At 73.3% G+C, this 20,737-nt stretch carries 17 protein-coding genes; 12 read left to right on the forward strand and 5 right to left on the reverse strand.

All coding sequences use genetic code 11. The features are described 5' to 3' along the window. Nucleotides 1–53 precede the first annotated feature (53 nt). The 3 genes from glgC (at nt 54) to AMK31_RS33495 (ending at nt 4,441) form a co-directional block, all read left to right on the forward strand. Entirely contained in the window at nt 54–1,304 is a 1,251-nt protein-coding gene (glgC, locus tag AMK31_RS33485) for a glucose-1-phosphate adenylyltransferase (protein ID WP_073944470.1), read from the forward strand. A gap of 149 nt (nt 1,305–1,453) precedes the next feature. Continuing rightward, nucleotides 1,454–2,842: a wax ester/triacylglycerol synthase family O-acyltransferase gene (locus AMK31_RS33490; RefSeq protein WP_385311346.1), complete on the forward strand. Its 1,389-nt coding sequence runs from the start codon at nt 1,454–1,456 to the stop codon at nt 2,840–2,842. A gap of 105 nt (nt 2,843–2,947) precedes the next feature. After that, on the forward strand, nt 2,948–4,441 hold the full coding sequence (locus tag AMK31_RS33495) for an SDR family NAD(P)-dependent oxidoreductase (RefSeq protein WP_073944471.1): 1,494 nt from the start codon (nt 2,948–2,950) through the stop codon (nt 4,439–4,441). Between the two features lie 84 nt (nt 4,442–4,525). On the opposite strand, the gene AMK31_RS33500 is transcribed toward AMK31_RS33495, so the two are convergent. Next, nucleotides 4,526–4,975: a hypothetical protein gene (locus AMK31_RS33500; protein WP_073944472.1), complete on the reverse strand. Its 450-nt coding sequence runs from the start codon at nt 4,973–4,975 to the stop codon at nt 4,526–4,528. 520 nt (nt 4,976–5,495) lie between these two features. Here AMK31_RS33500 and AMK31_RS40175 point away from each other — a divergent pair. Continuing rightward, the gene (locus tag AMK31_RS40175; protein ID WP_107468792.1) at nt 5,496–5,669 is read left to right on the forward strand and encodes a hypothetical protein; all 174 of its coding nucleotides are present in this window, start codon (nt 5,496–5,498) and stop codon (nt 5,667–5,669) included. 53 nt (nt 5,670–5,722) lie between these two features. Beyond that, nucleotides 5,723–6,205 (forward strand): GNAT family N-acetyltransferase, encoded by a 483-nt coding sequence (locus AMK31_RS33505; protein ID WP_073944473.1) that lies wholly within the window; start codon nt 5,723–5,725, stop codon nt 6,203–6,205. A gap of 167 nt (nt 6,206–6,372) precedes the next feature. Here the strand turns inward: AMK31_RS33505 and AMK31_RS33510 are convergent, their stop codons facing one another. Then, nucleotides 6,373–7,722: an amidase gene (locus AMK31_RS33510; RefSeq protein WP_073944474.1), complete on the reverse strand. Its 1,350-nt coding sequence runs from the start codon at nt 7,720–7,722 to the stop codon at nt 6,373–6,375. Nucleotides 7,723–7,874: 152 nt separating this feature from the next. On the opposite strand from AMK31_RS33510, the gene AMK31_RS33515 reads away from it, so the two are divergent. Next, the gene (locus tag AMK31_RS33515) at nt 7,875–10,895 is read left to right on the forward strand and encodes an alpha-mannosidase (RefSeq protein ID WP_073944475.1); all 3,021 of its coding nucleotides are present in this window, start codon (nt 7,875–7,877) and stop codon (nt 10,893–10,895) included. 30 nt (nt 10,896–10,925) lie between these two features. Here the strand turns inward: AMK31_RS33515 and AMK31_RS33520 are convergent, their stop codons facing one another. Then, nucleotides 10,926–11,513, reverse strand: coding sequence for a DUF2867 domain-containing protein (locus AMK31_RS33520; protein WP_073944476.1), 588 nt, complete (start codon nt 11,511–11,513; stop codon nt 10,926–10,928). A gap of 99 nt (nt 11,514–11,612) precedes the next feature. Here AMK31_RS33520 and AMK31_RS33525 point away from each other — a divergent pair, with 99 nt between their 5' ends. Continuing rightward, nucleotides 11,613–12,164 (forward strand): TetR/AcrR family transcriptional regulator, encoded by a 552-nt coding sequence (locus AMK31_RS33525; protein ID WP_073944477.1) that lies wholly within the window; start codon nt 11,613–11,615, stop codon nt 12,162–12,164. 127 nt (nt 12,165–12,291) lie between these two features. Here the strand turns inward: AMK31_RS33525 and AMK31_RS33530 are convergent, their stop codons facing one another. Then, nucleotides 12,292–12,999 carry a FadR/GntR family transcriptional regulator gene (locus tag AMK31_RS33530; protein WP_073944478.1) on the reverse strand — a complete coding sequence of 236 codons (708 nt, stop codon included), beginning with the start codon at nt 12,997–12,999 and terminating at the stop codon, nt 12,292–12,294. Between the two features lie 150 nt (nt 13,000–13,149). On the opposite strand from AMK31_RS33530, the gene AMK31_RS33535 reads away from it, so the two are divergent. The 4 genes from AMK31_RS33535 to AMK31_RS33550 are packed head-to-tail and all read left to right on the forward strand — an operon-like array spanning nt 13,150 to nt 17,043. Further along, on the forward strand, nt 13,150–14,499 hold the full coding sequence (locus AMK31_RS33535) for an enolase C-terminal domain-like protein (RefSeq protein ID WP_073944479.1): 1,350 nt from the start codon (nt 13,150–13,152) through the stop codon (nt 14,497–14,499). Next, nucleotides 14,496–15,251 (forward strand): SDR family NAD(P)-dependent oxidoreductase, encoded by a 756-nt coding sequence (locus AMK31_RS33540; RefSeq protein WP_073944480.1) that lies wholly within the window; start codon nt 14,496–14,498, stop codon nt 15,249–15,251. The genes AMK31_RS33535 and AMK31_RS33540 overlap by 4 nt, the downstream gene beginning before the upstream one ends. Further along, nucleotides 15,248–16,204: an aldo/keto reductase gene (locus AMK31_RS33545; protein WP_073944481.1), complete on the forward strand. Its 957-nt coding sequence runs from the start codon at nt 15,248–15,250 to the stop codon at nt 16,202–16,204. The genes AMK31_RS33540 and AMK31_RS33545 overlap by 4 nt, the downstream gene beginning before the upstream one ends. Further along, nucleotides 16,201–17,043 (forward strand): amidohydrolase family protein, encoded by an 843-nt coding sequence (locus AMK31_RS33550; protein WP_073944482.1) that lies wholly within the window; start codon nt 16,201–16,203, stop codon nt 17,041–17,043. The genes AMK31_RS33545 and AMK31_RS33550 overlap by 4 nt, the downstream gene beginning before the upstream one ends. Here AMK31_RS33550 and AMK31_RS33555 read toward each other — a convergent pair. Further along, nucleotides 17,031–18,452, reverse strand: coding sequence for a lipase maturation factor family protein (locus AMK31_RS33555; protein WP_073944483.1), 1,422 nt, complete (start codon nt 18,450–18,452; stop codon nt 17,031–17,033). The two genes, AMK31_RS33550 and AMK31_RS33555, sit on opposite strands and share 13 nt — an antisense overlap. A gap of 157 nt (nt 18,453–18,609) precedes the next feature. Here AMK31_RS33555 and AMK31_RS33560 point away from each other — a divergent pair, with 157 nt between their 5' ends. Then, entirely contained in the window at nt 18,610–20,697 is a 2,088-nt protein-coding gene (locus AMK31_RS33560; protein ID WP_073944484.1) for a SpoIIE family protein phosphatase, read from the forward strand. Nucleotides 20,698–20,737: the final 40 nt, after the last annotated feature.

Consider the following 20,737-nt stretch of genomic DNA (forward strand, 5'->3'; position numbering starts at 1 on the left):
TCGGTCCGCCTGCCTTCGGGCGGGCATGCGGAACCAGCGTGAGGGGAGCGGCCATGCGGCGTGGGGGTCCTTCGGTTCTCGGCATCGTCCTGGCAGGCGGTGAGGGCAAGCGTCTGATGCCCCTGACCGCGGACCGCGCGAAACCCGCGGTCACCTTCGGCGGCACCTACCGCCTCGTCGACTTCGTCCTGTCCAACCTCGTCAACGCCGACATCCTGCGCATCTGCGTGCTCACGCAGTACAAGTCGCACTCCCTGGACCGGCACATCACCACCACCTGGCGGATGTCCAGCCTGCTCGGCAACTACGTCACGCCCGTCCCCGCCCAGCAGCGCCTCGGCCCGCGCTGGTACCTGGGCAGCGCGGACGCCATCCTGCAGTCCCTGAACCTGGTGTACGACGAGCAGCCCGAGTACGTCGCCGTGTTCGGCGCCGACCACGTGTACCGCATGGACCCGCGGCAGATGCTCGCCCAGCACATCGAGTCCGGCGCCGGGGTGACCGTCGCCGGCATCCGGGTGCCGCGCGCCGAGTCCTCGGGGTTCGGAGTGATCACCCCCGGGCCGGACGGGCAGACGGTGAAGCGGTTCCTGGAGAAGCCCGCCGACCCTCCCCCGCTGCCGAAAGCGCGGGCGGTACCCCCAGGACTGCCGGGGGACCCCGACTGCGTCTTCGCCTCGATGGGCAACTACGTCTTCACCACCAAGGCGCTCGTCGAGGCGCTGCACCGCGACGCGGAGGACGAGCGGTCGGTGCACGACATGGGCGGTTCGATCCTGCCCCAGCTCACCGAGCGCGGCGAGGCCGGGCTGTACGACTTCGGCGAGAACCACGTGCCCGGCGAGACCAGCCGCGACCAGGGGTACTGGCGTGACGTCGGCACCCTCGACGCGTACTACGACGCCCATATGGACCTGATCGCCGAGCGCCCCGCGTTCAACCTGTACAACCGCAGCTGGCCGATCTACACCCACTCGGGCCAGCTGTCCCCGGCCCGCTTCAACGCGGGCGGCATCGCCAGTGAGTCGATCATCAGTGCGGGATGCCTGATCCGGGGGCAGGTGACACGGTCCGTGCTCTCGCCGGGCGTGGTGGTCGACCCCGGGGCGGTGGTGCAGGGGTCGGTGCTCCACGACAACGTGCACATCGGCCGGGGCGCGGTGGTGCGCGGCGCCGTCCTCGACAAGAACGTGGAGGTGCCGCCGGGCGCGACCATCGGCGTCAACCCGGAGCGGGACGGTGAGCTGTACACGGTCTCCAAGGGCGGGGTGATCGCGCTGGGGAAGGGGCAGCGAGTGCCGTAGCAGCCGCCACTCGTGTGACGGGCGGGGCGGCACAGGTGAAGAGACCGGGTCTTAATACGCTGTTAACTGAGCGTAGCCCGACAATCCTTGACCGTAATCGTCCACGGGCGATTGACTGCAGCCCCACCCCGCCGACGCGAGGCAAGCCATTGACTTCTGACGATCTGACTTCCGACGATCTGCTCGCACCCCTCGACCTGGCGTTCTGGAACATCGACTCCGAGCGGCACCCCATGCACCTGGGCGCCCTCGGCGTCTTCACCGCGAACTCGCCCACCGCGGGCGCGCACGCCGCCGACCTGCTCGCCGCGCGGGCCGCCGGCGTCCCCGGCCTCAGGATGCGGATCCGGGACGTGTGGCGGCCGCTCGACCCGGACCCGCGCGCGTTCCCGTTCGACCTGCGGGGGTCGCTGGCCTTCGGCGGCGCGGCCCGGGAGCCCGACCCCGGCTTCGACCCCCAGCACCACGTGCGGCTGCACGCCCCCACCGCCGACTTCCAGGCCACCGCGGGCCGGCTCCTGGAGCGGCCCCTGGAGCGCGGCCGGCCGCCGTGGGAGGCGCATGTGCTGCCCGGCGAGGACGGCGCCTCCTTCGCCGTGCTGTTCAAGTTCCACCACGCCCTCGCCGACGGGCTGCGCGCCCTCACCCTCGCCGCGGCGATCCTCGACCCGATGGACATGCCGCCGCCCCGCCCCCGCCCCCGCCGCGCCGAGCCCGCCCGCGGCCCGCTGCCCGACGTCCGCCGCCTGCCCGCCCTGCTGCGCGGCGCCGTGTCCGACGCGAGCCGCGCCCTCGGCATCGGCGCCAGCGTCGCCCGCTCCACGCTGAGCGCCCGCCCCTGCCCGGCCCTGACCTCCGACCCCTCCGGCACCCGCCGCACCGCAGGCCTCGCCGTCGACCTCGACGACGTCCACCGCGTCCGCAAGGCCGTCGGCGGCACCGTCAACGACGTACTCATCGCCGTCGTCGCCGGCGGCCTGCGCCGCTGGCTCGACGAACGCGGCGACGGCAGCGACGGCGTCGCCCCGCGCGCCCTGATCCCCGTCTCCACCCGCCGCCCGCGCACCGCCCACCCACAGGGCAACCGGCTCTCCGGCTACTTGATACGGCTTCCCGTCGGCGACCCCGACCCGCTGCGCCGCCTCGGCGCGGTCCGCACCGCCATGGACCGCAACAAGGACGCCGGCCCGCACCGCGGCGCGGGCGCCGTCGCCCTGCTCGCCGACCATGTGCCCGCCCTCGGCCACCGGCTCGGCGGCCCGCTCGCCGCCCAGGCGGCGCGGCTCTGGTTCGACATCCTGGTCACCAGCGTCCCGCTGCCCTCCCTCGGCCTGAAGCTGGGCGGCGCCCCGCTCGCCGAGGTCTACCCCTACGCCCCGCTCGCCCACGGACACTCCCTCGCGGTCGCCGTCTCCACCTACCGCGGCGCCGTCCACTACGGCCTCGTCGCCGACGCCGAGGCCGTCCCCGACCTCGACCGGCTCGCCCGGGCGCTCGCCACCGAGGTCGAGACGCTGATCACTGCCTGTACGCCCTGATCGAGACGGGTTTGGCGGTCCGGCCCGGCGCTCCGTAAAATCCGACGTTCGAATGCGGGCGCGAGTCGGAGCGCCGCCAGGGCAGAAACAGGGAACGCAGCGGCGATGACGGTGACAGAGGAAGGCACCCGGACCACGGACGAGGTGGTCTACGGGCCCGGCATCGACCCCGAGCGTCTGGCGATCTGCCTGAGCGTGCTCGAGGAGCTCGACCAGCTGGAGATCGACCACCCCGACGCGATCAAGGTGCGCAGGGCCACCTCGCAGATCTACCGCACGGTCAAGCAGCGCCGCCGCCAGGAGCGCCGGGCCGCCAAGACCGCCCACGACCGGGCGGTCACCGAGGCCACCGCGACCGGCTCCGCCGAGCGCATCGACGACGAGACCGAGGGCATCCTGCCCTCCTCGAAGATCGAGGCGGGCCGGATCGCCGGGATACTCCAGCGCCCGCGTTCCTGCTACGTCTGCAAGACGCGGTACGTCGAGGTCGACTACTTCTACCACCAGCTCTGCCAGGACTGCGCCGCCCTGAACCGGGCCAAGCGCGACGCCGGCGCCGACCTCACCGGCAAGCGCGCGCTGCTCACCGGCGGCCGCGCCAAGATCGGCATGTACATCGCGCTGCGGCTGCTGCGCGACGGCGCCCACACCACGATCACCACGCGCTTCCCCAAGGACGCCATCCGCCGCTTCAAGGCGATGGACGACTCGGCGGACTGGATCCACCGCCTGGAGGTCGTCGGCATCGACCTGCGCGACCCGGCCCAGGCCGTGGCCCTCGCCGACCAGGTCGCCGAGGCCGGCCCCCTCGACATCCTGATCAACAACGCGACGCAGACCGTGCGCCGCCTCCCCTCCGCCTACGCCGCCCTGGTCGAGGGCGAGAGCGCCCCGCTGCCCGCCGGCGAGCTGCCCGCCCACCACGTCATCGGCGCCTTCAACTCCGGCGCGGTCGACGGCCTCGCCGCGCTGCCCGTCGGCACCAACGGGCTGGACGCGCAGAAGGTCGCCGACCTCGCCCTGGTCGCGGGCAACGCCAGCGTCGCCCGCCACCTCGACGGCACCGCCATCGACGCCGGCGGCCTGGTGCCGGACGTCGTCGACACCAACACCTGGGTGCAGACCATCGAGCAGATCTCCCCGGTGGAGCTGCTCGAGACCCAGCTGTGCAACTACACCGCCCCGTTCATCCTGATCAGCAAGCTGCGGACGGCGATGGCCGAGGCCGCCCGCAAGGCGTCCAGCGGGCGCTCCTACGTCGTCAACGTCTCGGCGATGGAGGGGGTCTTCGGCCGCGGCTACAAGGGCGCGGGGCACCCGAACACCAACGCCGCGAAGGCCGCGATGAACATGGTCACGCGGACCAGCGCCCAGGAGATGTTCGACACCGACCGCATCCTGATGACCTCGGTCGACACCGGCTGGATCACCGACGAGCGGCCGCACTTCGACAAGCTGCGCCTCGCCGAGGAGGGCTTCCACGCCCCGCTCGACCTGGTCGACGGCGCGGCCCGCGTTTACGACCCGATCGTGCGCGGCGAGGCGGGCGAGGACCTGTACGGCGTCTTCCTGAAGGACTACGCGCCGGGCAAGTGGTAGCCGCGCCGGGGCGTGCCTTCGGCCGGTGAGGCCGGTGAGCCCGGTGTGGCCACCGGCGCACCCGGTGAGCCCGGTGACGCCCCGTCAGTCCACCGCGCGCAGCCGCGTGTGGCGCGCGGCCACCAGTTCCAGCACGGTCCGCCAGTCCTCCAGGACCCCGGCGTCGAACCCGGGCGCCCGGCCCTCCTCGTCGGCCTGCCGCAGCCGCAGCAGGTCGTCGTCGGAGTCGGCGCCGGGCCGCGGCAGCCGTCGTACCAGCCGGGAGACGCGGTCGCCCAGCAGCGGCCGCACCGCCGCGGCGGCCCGGTCGGCGGGCCCGCCCGGGGCGCCGGGCGGCAGCACATGCCCGACGGGATGGACCAGGCCCGCCACCTGGAGCTCCTTGTCGGCGGGCCGGGCGCGGCGCAGCAGCGCCGCCGTCTGGAGCGCGTGGTCGTGCAGATCGACCCGGGTGCGGCGCAGGCCCGGCTCGGGCCATGCGCCCCGGCAGGCGTTCAGCAGATCCATCAGCTCTTCGACACTGCGCAGCTCCATGCGTCGGTCCTCCCGCCGGACTCGGGCCTGTCTCTCGGTTCATGTCGGCGTCGCGGGCCTGGCACGCCGTCCGCCAGCACACCATGGACGGCTTGCGAATCGGCCAACGGGACCTGAACTACGCGCCCGCTACCCCACGACCGGCCGTACATCCGTTCAGCCCAATAGGCCGAGCGGGTGATTTGCGAACGGGGCATCATGTGGCAAAAGCGGGCAAGGCCTTGCGGCGGGCATGCAGGGCGACTTGGGACAGTCACCCCTGATCTCCCCCTAGTTTTGAGCCCCATCGAGCGGACGCCCGCTCATTTGGTTAATCTGTTCCGGACGGACAAGCAGAACGGGTCCCTACCACCACCCACCGTCCGTCCCGGGACCAGCCGGTGCACAACGGCCTGCTTTCCCCGCGTTGTCCACGCCACCGCGTCCGGACGGATTCGACCCAGACCCGAGTGGGCGTCGTGCCGCGGAACGCAGCCTGGCCGGCCGACCCGAGGGTGACCCGACACATAAGGAGTGCGCGGTGACACCGGAGAAGACGAAGCGAGAACAGGGCCCCAAGGAACGCTCGGAGCGCGCGGGCCGACGCCCCGACGAGATCGGCAGCCTCGACGTCTGGGCCCGTTCGGCCCCGATCCGGCTGGCGGGCTACGAGGAAGACCTCGCCGAGCCCCACATCCTGCCCAGCGTGGACTGAAGCCAGGCGCCACCCGCGATCGCCGGTCAGCTGGGCGTGCGACACTCACGCCCATGCTGATCAGAGAAGCCACCGCCGACGACTGGCCGCGCATCTGGCCGTTCTGGCATCGCATCGTCGCCGCCGCCGAGACCTACAGCTGGGACCCCGAGACCGGCGAGGAAGACGCCCGCGCGCTCTGGATGGGCCCCGCGAAACGGGTCTACGTCGCCGAGGACGAGACCGGCGCGGTCGTCGGCTCCGCGTACCTCACCCCCAACTACGGGGGACCCGCCGCCCGCATCGCCAACGCGGGCTTCATGGTCGACCCCGACCACGGCGGCCGGGGCGCCGGGCGCGCACTCGCCGAGCACATCCTGCGCGAGGCCGAGGCGCACGGCTACCGGGGGATGGTGTTCAACGCGGTCGTCGAGACCAACCCGGCCGTCGAGCTGTGGACCTCGCTCGGCTTCACGATCCTCGCCACGGTGCCGGAGGCGTTCGACCACCCCCGGCACGGCCTCGTCGGGCTGCACATCATGTACAAGGCCCTCTAGACACGGCCTAGGGTGTCTCGCCGATCAGGCCGGGCTCGCGGCGTCTGGCACCGCGCCTCGCCGCGTTGTCGTCGGTCCCCGACGCGCCGCATCGGCTCCCTCCTCCGCCTTGCGATGCACGGCACCAGACGCCGCTCCCTGATCCGGCCTGATCGGCAAGACACCCCCTAGCCGAGGGGCGCCGTCCGCTCCCACGGCCGCAGCCGCTCCAACTGCCCCGCCAGCTCCAGCAGTTCCGCCTCCGACCCGGGCCGCCCCACCAGCTGTACGGCACTGGGGGCGCCCGAGGGCAGCTTGCCGAGCGGAACGGCCATCGCCGGCCAGCCGGTGAGGTTCCACGGCGGAGTCATCGGCGAGTACGCCGAGTTGGCGACGACGTTGCGCAGCCAGCCCCGCTCGTGCCACGGCACCGACCGGGGCGAGCGGCGGGCCAGCGCCGGTGTCAGCAGCACGTCGTACTCGGCGAAGAACGGCTCCAGCCGACGGCGCAGCTCCTCCCGGCCCGCCCCGGCGCGCACCCGCCCCACGAAACGCCGCCCGACGGCCGCGTGGACGCGGGTGCGCCGGGTCAGCAGCCGCGGGTCGAGCCCCTGCGCGTCGACCGACGTACCCGCCGTCCAGTGCGCCAGCGAGGTCAGGCTCAGCGACAGCGGGTACGGCGGGTCGGCGCGCCGCACCACGTGACCCGCCTTCATCAGCACCTCGGCCGCCTCCCGCGCGGCGGACGTGTACGGCTTGCTCAGCGCCACCCCGGCGAGCGGGCTGCGCAGCGAGAGGGCGATCCGGCGGGTGCCGGGCGCGTCCCCTCGTACGGTGCCGGGGTCGCCGTCCGCGAGGACGGACAGCATCAGGCGCGCGTCCGCCACGGTCGTGGCGAGCGGCCCGTTCTCCGACATGCCGAACCAGTCGCCGTCACTGATCCCGGCCGGGACCACCCCGTGGCCCGGCTTGATGGTGACCAGGCCGCAGTTGGCCGCCGGTATGCGCAGCGAGCCCATGCCGTCGTTGCCGAGGGCGATCGGCACCATCCCGGCGGCGACGGCGGCCGCGCTGCCGCCGGACGAGCCGCCCGCCGTGCGGGAGGTGTCCCAGGGGTTGCGGGAGGTGCCGTGCACGCCCTCCGTCGTACCGAAGACGCACAGCTCGGGCACGTTCGTCAGCCCCACGACCACCGCGCCCGCCGCCCGCAGCCGGGCCACGGTGACATGGTCCCGCTCGGCCGGCGCGTCCGGGGTCGCCGCCGAGCCGACCCGGCTGGACTCGCCGCGCACCGCGAGATTGTCCTTGACGGCCACCGGCACCCCGGCCAGCGGGAGTTCCGCGAGATCGCCGCGGTCCGCCACCTCGTCGGCCTCCCGCAGCGCCGCTTGGGCCCGCACCGTCCGGAAGGCGCCGATCCGCCCGTCCAGCCGCTCGATCCGCGCCAGGTGCTCCGCCACCACCTCCCGTGGGGTGACCTGCTTCTCCCGCACGGCGGCGGCGATCTCGACGGCGGTCCGTCCGGCCCAGTTGGTCACGGGCGCTCTCCTCGGCGGTCAATGGGGCTACTGGCGAGTACGTAGGGAGCACTCTGCCCAACGGGGCGGTGCCGCGTCGAGAGGCACGGTTCGAACCGGCCATGGCAGGGGAGCTGTAGACCTCGTCGGACCCGTGAGCGCAGGGAGCCCCCATGCATGACGACCGCAGCCTCGTCGAAGGGCGTCTGAGGCGTGTCCTCGACGAACGCATCCGGCCCGCCGTCCACCCCGAGCGGGTGCCGCTGGAGGTCGCGGTGTGGCACGCCCCCGGCGAACCCGTACCGGTCGCCGAGGGGCTGGCCGCCGAGGTCCGGCCGGTCGCGGCGGGGGAGCGGTGGGGCGCGCCCTGGGGCACCAGCTGGTTCCGGGTCACCGGCACCGTGCCGCAGCGGTGGGCCGGGCGGACCGTGGAGGCGCTGCTCGACCTCGGCTTCGACCCGCACATGCCCGGCTTCCAGTGCGAGGGGCTGGTCTACCGCCCCGACGGCACTCCCGTGAAAGGGCTGCACCCGCAGAACCAGTGGGTGCGGATCGGGGCGCCCGTGGCGGGCGGGGAGGAGGTGCGGCTGCACATCGAGGCCGCCTCCAACCCGGTCGTCCTCGACTTCCACCCCTTCCTGCCGACGCCGCTCGGCGACAAGGGGACCGCGGGCAGCGAGCCGCAGTACACCCTCGGGCCGATGGAGCTGGCCGTCTTCGACGAGACGGTGTGGCGGCTGGTGCTCGACCTGGAGGTGCTGGGCGAGCTGATGGCCGAACTGCCGGTGGAGTCGGCGCGCCGCTGGGACGTCCTGCGAGCCGTGGAACGGGCCCTCGACGCGGTCGACCTGCAGGACGTCGGCGGTACGGCGGAGCGGGCGCGGGCCTGCCTCACCGACGTCCTCGCCGTGCCCGCCGCCCCCTCCGCGCACCGGATCAGCGCCGTCGGGCACGCCCACATCGACTCGGCGTGGCTGTGGCCGCTGCGGGAGACGGTCCGCAAGGTGGCCCGTACGGCCGCCAACATGACGGCGCTGATCGACGACGAGCCGGAGTTCGTCTTCGCCATGTCGCAGGCCCAGCAGTGGGCCTGGGTGAAGGAGCACCGGCCCGAGGTGTGGGCCCGCGTGAAGAAGGCCGTCGCCGAGGGGCGGTTCGTGCCGGCCGGCGGGATGTGGGTGGAGTCGGACACCAACATGCCGGGCTCGGAGGCGATGGCCCGGCAGTTCGTGCACGGCAAGCGTTTCTTCCTCGACGAGTTCGGCATCGAGAACGACGAGGCCTGGCTGCCCGACACCTTCGGCTTCGCCGCCGGGCTCCCGCAGATCATCAAGGCGGCGGGCTCCCGGTACCTGCTGACGCAGAAGATCTCGTGGTCCCGCACGAACACCTTCCCGCACCACACCTTCCACTGGGAGGGCATCGACGGCACCCGGATCTTCACCCACTTCCCGCCCGTCGACACCTACAACTGCTCCATGCGCGGCGGCGAACTCGCCCACGCCGCGCGGAACTTCCGCGAGAAGGGCCGCGCCCGGCACTCCCTCGCGCCCACCGGCTGGGGTGACGGGGGCGGCGGCACGACCCGCGACATGGTCGCCCGCGCCGCCCGGCTGCGCGACCTCGAAGGCTCCCCGGCCGTCACCTGGGAGACGCCCGCCGCGTTCTTCGTCCGCGCCGAGGCGGAGTACCCGGACCCGCCCGTCTGGGTCGGCGAGCTGTACCTCGAACTGCACCGCGCCACCCTCACCAGCCAGGCCGGCACCAAACAGGGCAACCGGCGCAGCGAACACCTGCTGCGCGAGGCCGAGCTGTGGGCGGCGACCGCGGCCGTACGCACCGGATTCCCCTACCCGTACGAGGAGTTGGACCGGCTCTGGAAGACGGTGCTGCTGCACCAGTTCCACGACATCCTGCCGGGCTCCTCCATCGCCTGGGTGCACCGCGAGGCACGGCAGACGTACGCGCGGGTGGCGCGCGAACTGGAGGACCTCATCGGGGCGGCTCAGCGGGCGCTGGCGGGGGAGGGCGAGCGGGAGCTGGTGTTCAACTCCGCGCCGCACACCCGGAACGGGGTCCCCGCGGGCGGCGCGGGCACCCCCCGCCGTCCGCGGCCGACCCGGCTGTCCCCCCGCGCCGGCGGCGGATACGTCCTGGAGAACGACCTGCTCCGGGTCGGCATCGACGCCCGGGGCCTCGTCGTCTCCGCCTACGACATCGAGGCCGACCGCGAGACCGTCGCACCGGGACGGGCCGCGAACCTCCTCCAACTACACCCCGACTTCCCGAACATGTGGGACGCCTGGGACGTCGACGAGTTCTACCGCAACACGGTCACCGACCAGACCGGCGCCGACGAGGTCGCCGTCGCCGAGGACGGCGTCTCGGTGCGCGTGGTGCGCTCCTTCGGCGCCTCACGGGTCACCCAGGTCCTGTCGCTCGCACCGGGGGAGCGGCGGCTGGTGCTGGACACGGAGGTGGACTGGCACGAGACGGAGAAGTTCCTGAAGCTGGCGTTCCCGCTGGACGTCCACGCCGAGCGGTACGCCTCCGAGACCCAGTTCGGACACTTCTTCCGCCCCACGCACGGCAACACGTCCTGGGACGCGGCCAGGTTCGAGGCCTGCAACCACCGCTTCGTCCACCTGGCGGAGCCCGGCTGGGGCGTCGCCCTCGTCAACGACTCGACGTACGGCCACGACGTGACCCGAACGGTCCGCACCGGCCCCGACGCCGGTACGACGACCACGGTCCGCGCCTCCCTGCTGCGTGCCCCGCGCTTCCCCGACCCCGAGACCGACCAGGGCGTGCACCGGTTCCGGCACGCGCTGGTGCCGGGCGCGGACATCGGCGACGCGGTACGACAGGGCTGGTGGCTGAACCTCCCGGAGCGCGTGCTCGGCGGTGCCCGCGAGGTCGCCCCGCTGATCTCCGTCGACCAGGACGCGGTCGTCGTCACGGCGGTCAAACTGGCCGACGACGGCAGCGGTGACGTGATCGTCCGCTGCCACGAGGCCCACGGCGGCCGGGCCCGCGCCACCCTCACCGCCGGCTTCCCGTTCACCGAGGTCACGGTCACCGACCTGCTGGAACGCCCGCTGCCGGACACGCCTGCGCCGACGGCCGAGGGCGAGCGGATCGCCGTACGGCTGCGGCCGTTCGAGCTGATGACGCTACGGCTGCGGCGGCACTGACGGCGGGACCGCCGCGGCGGGGAGGGGTGGTCACGCGGGGCTGGGGGCGCGCCTCTCCCAGTTGCGCGCCCACCAGCGCATCATCTGCGGGTACACGACGAGGTAACGGAACGGCTTGATCGCGGCCATGTAGGCAGTGCCGAAGAGGCCGTTCGGCCTGACCAGGACCGCCATCTGGCCGCGGTGCCCGCCGTGGCCGTCCGGCACCCAGGCGAGGTGCAGCACCGCGTGCACGGTCCGGTTGGCCATCTCGGCCGCCCACTCGTCCTCCAGCCGGTACAGCATCGAGAACGGCTTGCCGATCCCCGGCCCGGTGGGACGCTCGCGCACGTCGGCGGGCAGCCGGTCGCGCAGGGTCGGCACCCGCTTCCCCAGGCCGGCCTTCTTCTCGTCCCAGCCGAAGAGCGCGCCCAGCTTCCACCGGGCCGCCCAGAGCACCCGCGTGGGCAGCGAGGACTGGCCCACGAAGTCGGCCTGGAAGAACGTCTCCAGCAGTTGCGGGAAGTCGTCCGGGCCGCCCGGGGTCGGCAGGGCCCACACGTCCTCCAGGTGGAAGTCGTGGGTGACGCGGTGGATGAGCCAGTCGTGGGAGGTGTGCGCGCCGCTGGGCAGCTTCATGGTGACGACCTCGCTTCCATACGCTGGTGTATGGATACAGCGTAGCCCGGTCCATACGGCTGCGTATAGAACTTTCGGACAGAGGTAAGGAGACCGACCGTGGCCGAGGCTCGCACCCCGCGCGGCAAGTGGATCGAGGAAGGGCTGCGCGCGCTCGCCGCCGGTGGGCCGGACGCCGTCCGGGTGGAGGCGCTGGCGCAGTCGCTCGGCGTCAGCAAAGGCGGGTTCTACTGGTACTTCGGCGACCGGGAGACCCTGCTCGGCGAGTTGCTCGACACCTGGGAGCGCGATGTCACCGAGCAGGTGATCGAGCGGGTCGAGAGCGAGGGCGGTGACGCCCGCGACAAGCTGCGCCGCCTGACCGACGTCGCCGTCCCGCAGGCGTCGACGGACGTCAGGACCGACCTCGCCGTCCGCGACTGGGCGCGACGCGACGAGCAGGTCGCCGAGCGGCTGCGGCGGGTGGACACCCGGCGCATGGACTACCTGCGCTCGCTGTTCACCGCGTTCTGCCCCGACGAGGAGGAGGCCGCGGCCCGAGCCATGATCGCCTTCTCGGCCTGGCTCGGCAGCCACCTCATCGCCGCGGAACACCCCGGGCGAGAGCGGGAGGAGGCGTGGGATCTGGTTTGGGCGCGGTTGGTGAGGTGACGTCGGGACGCGGGAGTGATGCGGGGCCCGACTGCTGGGGCGCCCCGCGGAGGCGCCTGCCGAAGCGCCCCCAGGCGGTGACGGCTGACGTGCCCCAAAACGTCACGCCCGTCGAAGTGCCCTCAACTCACTGCCCCAACCGCCCCCGCAGCCACTCCTCCACCTCGCCCACGTGTGCGGCCGCCGCCGTGCGGGCCGCTTCCGGGTCGCGGGCGGTCAGGGCGCGGTGGATGGCGGCGTGTTCGCGGCGGGTGCGGGCGATCGCGCCCTCCTCCTGGTAGCCGCGCCAGATTCGGGCGCGGAAGGTGCGGGAGGACAGGCCCTCCAGGATGGCGGCCATGGTCTCGTTGCCGGCGGCCTCGGCGATCGCGCGGTGGAAGGCCAGGTCGTGGGCGAGGATCCGGTCCGGGTCGTCGGTGGCGTTCATCGCGGTCAGATGCTCCTCGACCTCCGCCAGCCGGTCCGGGGTGATGCGCGCGGCGGCCAGCGCCGTCGCCGTCGACTCCAGAACCCTGCGCACCTCCAGGAGTTCGACCAGCCGCTCGCCCCGGGACAGGTCGGCCACCACCCCGAACGTCTCCAGCAGGTCGCCGGCCTCGAGCCGGGTGACGTAGACCCCGGACCCGTGCCGGGCCTCCAGCACCCCGAGCACCGTCAGCGCGCGGATCGCCTCGCGTACCGAGCTGCGGGAGATGCCGAGTCCGGCCGCGAGATCGCGTTCGGCCGGCAGGCGCTGCCCCGGCTCCAGCGTCCCGTCGGCGATCATCGCCTTGATCCGCTCGATGGCGCGCTGCGTCACCGTGCCCTTCTGCGGGGCCGCCCCCGTCTCGTCCACGCCGGTCGCTCCTGTCGTCGGTGCGCCGCAGTCTAGTCAGGGAAGTGGTCGGACCACTATCGGACGAAGATCGGCCGAAGGTCGGCCGAAGGGGACATCATGACCCTCACAAGGGTGTTCTGCCGCCAAGTGGTCTGATAAATATGCGGCATGGCGTCCTCGACCTCCGCCCGCGTGACCGCCCTCGACACCTACGACATCCGCTTCCCCACCTCGCGCGCGCTGGACGGCTCCGACGCGATGAACCCCGACCCGGACTACTCGGCGGCCTACCTCGTCCTGCGCACCGACGCCGCCGACGGGGCCGAGGGCCACGGGTTCGTCTTCACCATCGGGCGGGGCAACGAGGTGCAGGTCGCGGCGATCGAGGCGCTGCGCGGGCATGTCGTCGGACGCCCCGTCGACGAGCTGTGCGCCGATCCCGGCGCGCTCAGCCGGGCCCTGGTCGGCGACAGCCAACTGCGCTGGCTGGGTCCGGAGAAGGGCGTGATGCACATGGCGATCGGCGCCGTCGTCAACGCCGTCTGGGACCTCGCCGCCCGGCGCGCCCGCAAGCCGCTGTGGCAACTGCTCGCCGACGCCGATCCCGAGTGGCTGGTCGGCCAGATCGACTTCCGGTACCTCACCGACGCGCTCACCCCGGACGACGCCCTGGCCCTGCTGCGCCGGGGCCGGACTGGCGCCCAGGAGCGGCGGGCCCGGCTGCTGGACCGGGGCTACCCCGCCTACACCACGTCCCCCGGCTGGCTCGGCTACGACGACGACAGACTCACCCGGCTCGCCCGCCGGGCCGTCGCCGACGGCTTCACGCAGATCAAACTGAAGGTCGGCGCCGACCTCGACGACGACATCCGCCGCTGCCGGGCGGCCCGCGCGGCCGTCGGCCCGGACATCCGCCTCGCCGTGGACGCCAACCAGCGCTGGGACGTCGACGAGGCGATCCGCTGGACCCGTGCCCTCGCCGAGTTCGACCCGTACTGGATCGAGGAGCCCACCAGCCCCGACGACATCCTCGGCCACGCCGCGATCCGCCGGGCCGTCGCCCCTGTCAAGGTCGCCACCGGCGAACACGCCCAGAACCGGATCGTCGTCAAGCAGCTGCTCCAGGCCGGGGCGATCGACGTCCTCCAGCTCGACGCGGCCCGCGTCGGCGGAGTCAACGAGAACCTGGCGATCCTGCTGCTGGCCGCCCGCTTCGACGTCACGGTCTGCCCGCACGCCGGCGGCGTCGGCCTGTGCGAACTGGTCCGGCACCTGGCGATGTTCGACTACCTGGCGGTCTCCGGCACCACCGAGGACCGGGCCGTCGAGTACGTCGACCACCTCCACGAACACTTCCTCGACCCGGTGGTGATCCGGGACGGGCACTACACCGCACCCACCGCGCCCGGCTTCTCGGCCGCCCTGCGCCCGGAGTCCGTCGCGCGGTACACGTTCCCCGGCGGCACCTTCTGGGCCGCCGACCTCGCCGAGCGCAAGCGGAAGGGGCAGACGCAATGAGCGACTTCGAGGGCCTGAGGGCGCTGGTGACGGGCGGCGCCTCCGGCATCGGCCGGGCCACCGCCGAGCTGCTGGCCGAGCGCGGCGCCCGGGTCGCCGTACTCGACCTGGACCCCGCCACGGTCGGCGCGCCGCTCCTCGCCTACCGCGCCGACGTCACCGACGACCCCTCCGTACGCCGGGCGGTGGCGGCCGCCGCGGACGACCTCGGCGGACTCGACGTCCTCGTCAACAACGCGGGCATCGGCGCCCAGGGCACCGTCGAGGACAACGACGACGCCGAGTGGCACCGCGTCCTCGACGTCAACGTCGTCGGCATGGTCCGCGTCGCCCGCGCCGCCCTGCCGCACCTGCGCCGCTCGGCCCACGCGGCGATCGTCAACACCTGCTCCATCGCCGCCACCGCCGGCCTGCCGCAGCGCGCCCTCTACAGCGCCACCAAGGGCGCCGTCCTCTCCCTGACCCTCGCCATGGCCGCCGACCACGTCCGCGAGGGCATCCGCGTCAACTGCGTCAACCCTGGCACCGCGGACACCCCGTGGATAGGCCGCCTCCTCGACGCGGCCGACGACCCGGCCGCCGAACGCGCCGCCCTGGAGGCCCGCCAGCCCACCGGCCGCCTGGTCGCCGCCGCCGAAGTCGCGGGCGCCGTCGCCTACCTGGCGAGCCCCCTGTCCGGCGCCACCACCGGCACCGCCCTCGCCGTCGACGGCGGCATGCAGGGCCTGCGCCCGCGCCCGGCGGCGCGATGAGCGCCCTCGCCTTCGGCGCCGCCGGCATCGGCAACCTCTACACCGAGGTCACCGACGAGCAGGCGTACGCCGCCGTGGCCGCCGCCTGGCACCACGGCATCCGCACCTTCGACACCGCCCCGCACTACGGCCTCGGCCTGTCCGAGCGCCGCCTCGGCGCCGCCCTGCGCGAGCATCCGCGCACCGCGTACACGGTGTCCACCAAGGTCGGCCGCCGCCTGGAACCCTCCGACGGCACCGGCGACGACCGCGCGAACGGCTTCGCGGTCCCCGCCACCCACCGCCGTGTCCGGGACTTCACCGCCGACGGCATCCGCCGCACCCTCGACGCCAGCCTCGGCCGGCTCGGCCTCGACCACGTCGACACGGTCTACCTGCACGACCCCGACGACCACGCCGAGCAGGCCTTCCGGGAGGGCTACCCGGCGCTGGAACGGCTGCGCGCGCAAGGCGTGGTCCGCAGGATCGGCGCGGGCATGAACCAGTCCGCGATGCTCACCCGTTTCGTCCGCGACACCGACGTCGACGTGGTGCTGTGCGCCGGCCGCTACACCCTGCTCGACCAGAGCGCCCTGGCCGACCTGCTGCCCGCCGCGCGGGAACGCGGCACGGCGGTCGTCATCGGCGGCCCCTTCAACTCCGGCCTGCTCGCCGACCCCACCCCGACGGCGACCTACGACTACGCCCAGGCACCGCAGCCCCTCCTCGACCGCGCCCTGCGCCTGAAGTCCGCCGCCGAACGCCACGGCACCACCCTGCGCGCCGCCGCCCTCGCCTTCTGCGCCGCGCACCCGGCCGTCACCGCCGTCCTCGTCGGCGCCCGCTCCGCAGCGGAGGTCGACGACTGCGCGGCACAGTTCCGCACGCCCGTGCCGACGGCCTTCTGGCAGGAGCTGCGCGACACCGGACTGCTGCCCGCCGACGCGCCCGTGCCCGGGGAGGCGCGGCCGTGACCGTCGACGCCCACCATCACGTCTGGGACCTGTCGGTACGCGACCAGGACTGGATCACCGGTCCCGCCCTCGCCCCGCTGCGCCGCACCTTCACCCTCGACGACCCCCGCCCCGAGGCTGCCGCCGCCGGTGTCGACCGCACGGTGCTCGTCCAGACCGTCACCGCGCCCGAGGAGACCCCCGAGCTGCTGGCGCTCGCCGCCGCCTCCGACGGCCTGGTCGCGGGCGTCGTCGGCTGGACCGACCTCACCCGGCCCGACATCGCCGACGAACTCGCCCGGCTGCGCGCCCTCCCCGGCGGCGACCGCCTCAAGGGCATCCGCCACCAGGTCCAGTCCGAACCCGACCCGGAGTGGCTGCTGCGTCCGGACGTGTGCCGCGGCCTGGCCGCCGTCGCCGACGCGGGGCTCGTCCACGACCTCGTCGTACGTCCCCACCAGCTGCCCGCCTGCGCCCGGGCCGCCGCCGGCCACCCCGGGCTCACCTTCGTCCTCGACCACCTCGGCAAACCGCCCGTCGCCTCGGGCGCCGTCGAGCCGTGGGCGGGCGCGGTGCGCACCCTGGCCGCCCTGCCGAACACGGTCTGCAAACTGTCCGGCCTGGTCACCGAGGCAGACCCCGCGTCCTGGACGGCCGACGACCTGAGGCCGTACGCCGACGTCGTCCTCGACGCCTTCGGGCCGCGCCGCCTGATGTTCGGCTCCGACTGGCCGGTGTGCACGCTCGCGGCGACGTACGGCGAGGTGCGCGCGACGGCCGGCGAGCTGATCGCCGGGCTCGGCGAGGACGAACGCACCGAGGTCCTGGAGGCCACCGCCGTCCGTGTCTACGATCTCTGAACCGCCTCGGCCAGCCGCGTCGGCGGCAGATACTCCCGCACGTACGTCCGCTCCCAGCAGGCGCCGGTCTCCCGCAGCTCCCGCCAGCTGGTGTACCGGTAGCGGAACAGCCGGGCACGGATGTGGCGGGGCGGCTCGTCCGGCGGGAAGGGGGAGCGGCGCAGCAGCTTCAGCGTGGCGCGGTCGTTCTCCAGCAGCCGTTCCACCAGTGCCCCGAACCAGGACCCCGCGTAGGCGGGCGACAGCGCGGCGAACCACATCATCCAGTCCAGCCGCAGATGGTAGGGAGCGAACTGGCGCGGCCAGTGCCGGGGGTCCCCGGGCTTCCCCTTGAACTCGTACTCCCGCCAGTCGGAGTCCTCGCGGGGCAGCGCGTCCGCCGTGCCCTCGATCACCACCTCGTACCGCACCCGGCTGACGCTGCCGAAGGCGCCGTAGGTGTTGACCAGGTGGAGCGGGTCGAAGGAGCGGTTCATGATCTGGCGGCGGGAGATCATGTTCGCCACCGGGCGGTAGCTGAGGAACAGCAGCAGGGCGGCCACCGCGAGCACGACCACCACGTACCAGAGCGGGGCGCCGGGCAGGGGCGGCGGGTCGGCGGGGAAGCGGAGCGCCGACAGGGCGAGCACGATGGTGATCCAGTTCAGCCAGGAGAAGTTCCCGGACAGCACCAGCCACAGCTGGGTGACGATCATCAGCGCGGCGGCGGCCGAGGCGACGGGCTGCGGGGTGAACAGCAGCACCGGCACCGCGAGTTGGGTGACGTGGTTGGCGGCGACCTCCACCCGGTGCAGCGGTTTGGGCAGATGGTGGAAGAACCAGCTCAGCGGGCCCGGCATCGGCTGGGTCTCGTGGTGGTAGTCCAGGCAGGTCAGCTTCCGCCAGCAGGCGTCCCCGCGCAGCTTGATAAGCCCCGCGCCGAACTCCACCCGGAACAGGATCCAGCGCAGCAGGAACAGCACCACGACCGGGGGCGCCACCTCGTCGTTGCCGAGGAAGACCGCGAGGAACCCGGTCTCCAGCAGCAGCGACTCCCAGCCGAAGCCGTACCAGGTCTGGCCGACGTTCACGATCGACAGGTACAGCAGCCACGGGACGAGCCAGAGCAGCATCGCCGCCCACAGCGGCAGCAGGCCGTCGAGCCCGGCGAGCAGCGCCGCCGACACCGCGGCGCCCGCCCAGGCGCAGCAGGCGAAGAAGCGGTCGGAGTAGTGCAGTTGGAACAGGCTCGGCGCCCGCCGGAACGGCACCCGGGCGACGAAGCGGGGGATCGGCAGCATGCCGCGCGAGCCGAGCAGCGCCCGGAACTGCAGGGCCGCGGTCAGGAACGCGACCAGATAGACGGCGGCCAGCGCCCGCTGGAAGACCAGCCGGCTCAGCCAGTAGTCGGATGCGGTGAACCAGTCCACGACCGTCGCTCTCCTCTCCTTCCATTCTGACGTCGGAGCGGGAGGTCACCCTCTGTAGGTCTGCCTCCGCTCGTGTCACCCATGCGGGTGAAGTGGACAGAAGTGCGGGCGGCCTGAGAACTCGAAGAATCGGGCAAAGCCTGGCAAGGTGGGGCGCATGGTTGATCGGGGAGCGAGCGCCCTGTCACTCCCGGACGACTGGCCCGCCCACCCGGACCCGATCCTGGCGCTCAACCGCATGGGCAGCTTCGACTGGGACCTGGACAGCGGTCTGTTCCACATGGACGCCCAGGCCCACGAGGTCTTCGACGTGCGCCCCGACGAATACAACGGCCGCCCCGAGTCCCTGGCCGCCCGCGTACCCCCCTCCGAGGCGCGCCGCCTCGACGCCCTCGTCGCCCAGGCGATCAAGGACGGCAGCGAGAACTACGGCGCCTACTTCCGGCTCCGCTGCCGCGACGGCCGCCTGCGCTGGACCCACACCCAGGGCTACATCCGCCGCGACGAGACGGGCCGCCCCCGCCGGATCATCGGCATCGTCCGGGACGCCACCCGCGAGCTGAGCGAGATCGAGTCCCGGCGCGAGGTCGCCGGCCAGGACAACGGCGACCAGAGCAGCGTCGTCCAGGCCACCACCGCCGCCCTCGCGCACGCCCGCACCGTCCGGGACGTCATCGACGTGCTGGAGAACTCCGACGGCGTCACCCACCTCGGCGCCACCAGCCTGGTGATGGGCCTGGTCGAGGCCGGCCGTATCCGGCTGATCGCCGAAGGCCCGGTGGGCAGCCGGGTGCCCGGCACCGAGGTCACCCGGATCGACGAGGCCTACCCGATGAGCGAGGTGGTCCGCACCCTCAGCCCGCGCTTCATCGAGTCCCCGCAGGAGTTCGCCTCCCGCTACCCCATGTTGTGGCCGGACATCACCGACCTCGGCATCACCTCGGCCGCCTACCTGCCGCTCATCGTCCAGGCCCGCCCCATCGGCGCGATGGGCCTGCTCTACGGCGACCGCCGCGGCTTCACCCCCGAGGAGCGGGACATCCTCGTCGCCCTCGGCAGCAGCATCGCCCAGAGCCTGCAGCGGGCCATGTTCTACGAACAGGAGAAGGACCTCGCCAGCGGTCTCCAGCAGGCCATGCTGCCGCGCACCATCCCCAGCGTGCCAGGCGCCGACGTCGCCGTCCGCTACCGCTCCGGCAGCAGCACCGGCACCCTGGGCAGGGACATCGGCGGCGACTGGTACGACCTGATCCCGCTGCCCGGCGGCCGGGTCGGCGCCGTCATCGGCGACGTCCAGGGCCACGACACCCACGCCGCCGCCGTCATGGGCCAGCTGCGGATCGTGCTGCGCGCCTACGCGGCCGAGGGCCACACCCCCGCCACCGTGATGGCCCGCGCCTCCGTCTTCCTCCACGAACTGGACACCGACCGCTTCGCGACCTGCCTGTACGCGGAGGCCGACCTCGCCACCGGGGTCGTCCAGGTGGTGCGGGCCGGACACATCGACCCGCTGCTGCGGGCGCCCGACGGCAGCTGCCGCCGCGTCCCCGTGGAGGGCGGGCTGCCGCTCGGCCTGTCCGCCGAGTTCGGCAGCCTCGACTACCCCGTCGGCACCCTGGAACTCGACCCCGGCCACACCCTGCTGCTGCTCACCGACGGCCTCGTCGAGACGCCCGGCGCCGACCTCGACGACGGCCTCCAGGCCCTCACCACGCTGGTCGCCTCCGGCCCCCCGGACGTCTGGAAACTCGCCGACCGGCTGATCGACGTGGCCGAGGAGCGCGGCGGCGACGACGACGTGGCGCTGCTCCTGCTGCGCCGCCGCGGCATGGACGCCCCCAAGACCGGGGGCCGGCTCCAGCAGCACGTCGCCCCCGGCGACCCCGAGGCCCTCACCGGCGCCCGGCACATGATCCGCGCCGCCGTCCGCGCCTGGGGCGCCGCAGACCGCGCCGACGAGATCGAACTCGTCGCCGACGAGCTGATCACCAACGCCCTGATGCACACCGAGGGCGCCGCGATCGTCACCCTCCGGGTCCTCACCGGCGGCGAACGCCGGCTGCGGGTGGAGGTGGAGGACTCCTCCAGCGCCCTGCCGCGCCGCCGCGAGGCCGGGGAGTCCGGCGTCTCGGGCCGCGGCCTGCTCCTGGTCGACCTGCTCACCGACGTCTGGGGCGTGGAGGCGCGGGGCGGCGGCAAGTGCGTGTGGTGCGAGTTCACCGTCCCGGAGCGAGACACCCCCTAGGTGTATTGGCCTGGAGCGTTGTTCACTCGGCTGATTGGCG

Origin of the sequence: Streptomyces sp. TSRI0107 (assembly GCF_001905845.1) — a bacterium.
GTDB lineage: Bacteria > Actinomycetota > Actinomycetes > Streptomycetales > Streptomycetaceae > Streptomyces.

Excerpts from the sequence above, each read along its gene's own strand:
- AMK31_RS33560 (WP_073944484.1), top strand. The coding sequence starts at position 18,610 with ATGGTTGATCGGGGAGCGAGCGCCCTGTCACTCCCGGACGACTGGCCC.
- AMK31_RS33540 (WP_073944480.1), top strand. The coding sequence starts at position 14,496 with ATGAGCGACTTCGAGGGCCTGAGGGCGCTGGTGACGGGCGGCGCCTCC.
- AMK31_RS33520 (WP_073944476.1), bottom strand. The coding sequence starts at position 11,513 with ATGAAGCTGCCCAGCGGCGCGCACACCTCCCACGACTGGCTCATCCAC.
- AMK31_RS33545 (WP_073944481.1), top strand. The coding sequence starts at position 15,248 with ATGAGCGCCCTCGCCTTCGGCGCCGCCGGCATCGGCAACCTCTACACC.
- AMK31_RS33495 (WP_073944471.1), top strand. The coding sequence starts at position 2,948 with ATGACGGTGACAGAGGAAGGCACCCGGACCACGGACGAGGTGGTCTAC.
- AMK31_RS33515 (WP_073944475.1), top strand. The coding sequence starts at position 7,875 with ATGCATGACGACCGCAGCCTCGTCGAAGGGCGTCTGAGGCGTGTCCTC.
- AMK31_RS33535 (WP_073944479.1), top strand. The coding sequence starts at position 13,150 with ATGGCGTCCTCGACCTCCGCCCGCGTGACCGCCCTCGACACCTACGAC.
- AMK31_RS33505 (WP_073944473.1), top strand. The coding sequence starts at position 5,723 with ATGCTGATCAGAGAAGCCACCGCCGACGACTGGCCGCGCATCTGGCCG.
- AMK31_RS33500 (WP_073944472.1), bottom strand. The coding sequence starts at position 4,975 with ATGGAGCTGCGCAGTGTCGAAGAGCTGATGGATCTGCTGAACGCCTGC.
- glgC (WP_073944470.1), top strand. The coding sequence starts at position 54 with ATGCGGCGTGGGGGTCCTTCGGTTCTCGGCATCGTCCTGGCAGGCGGT.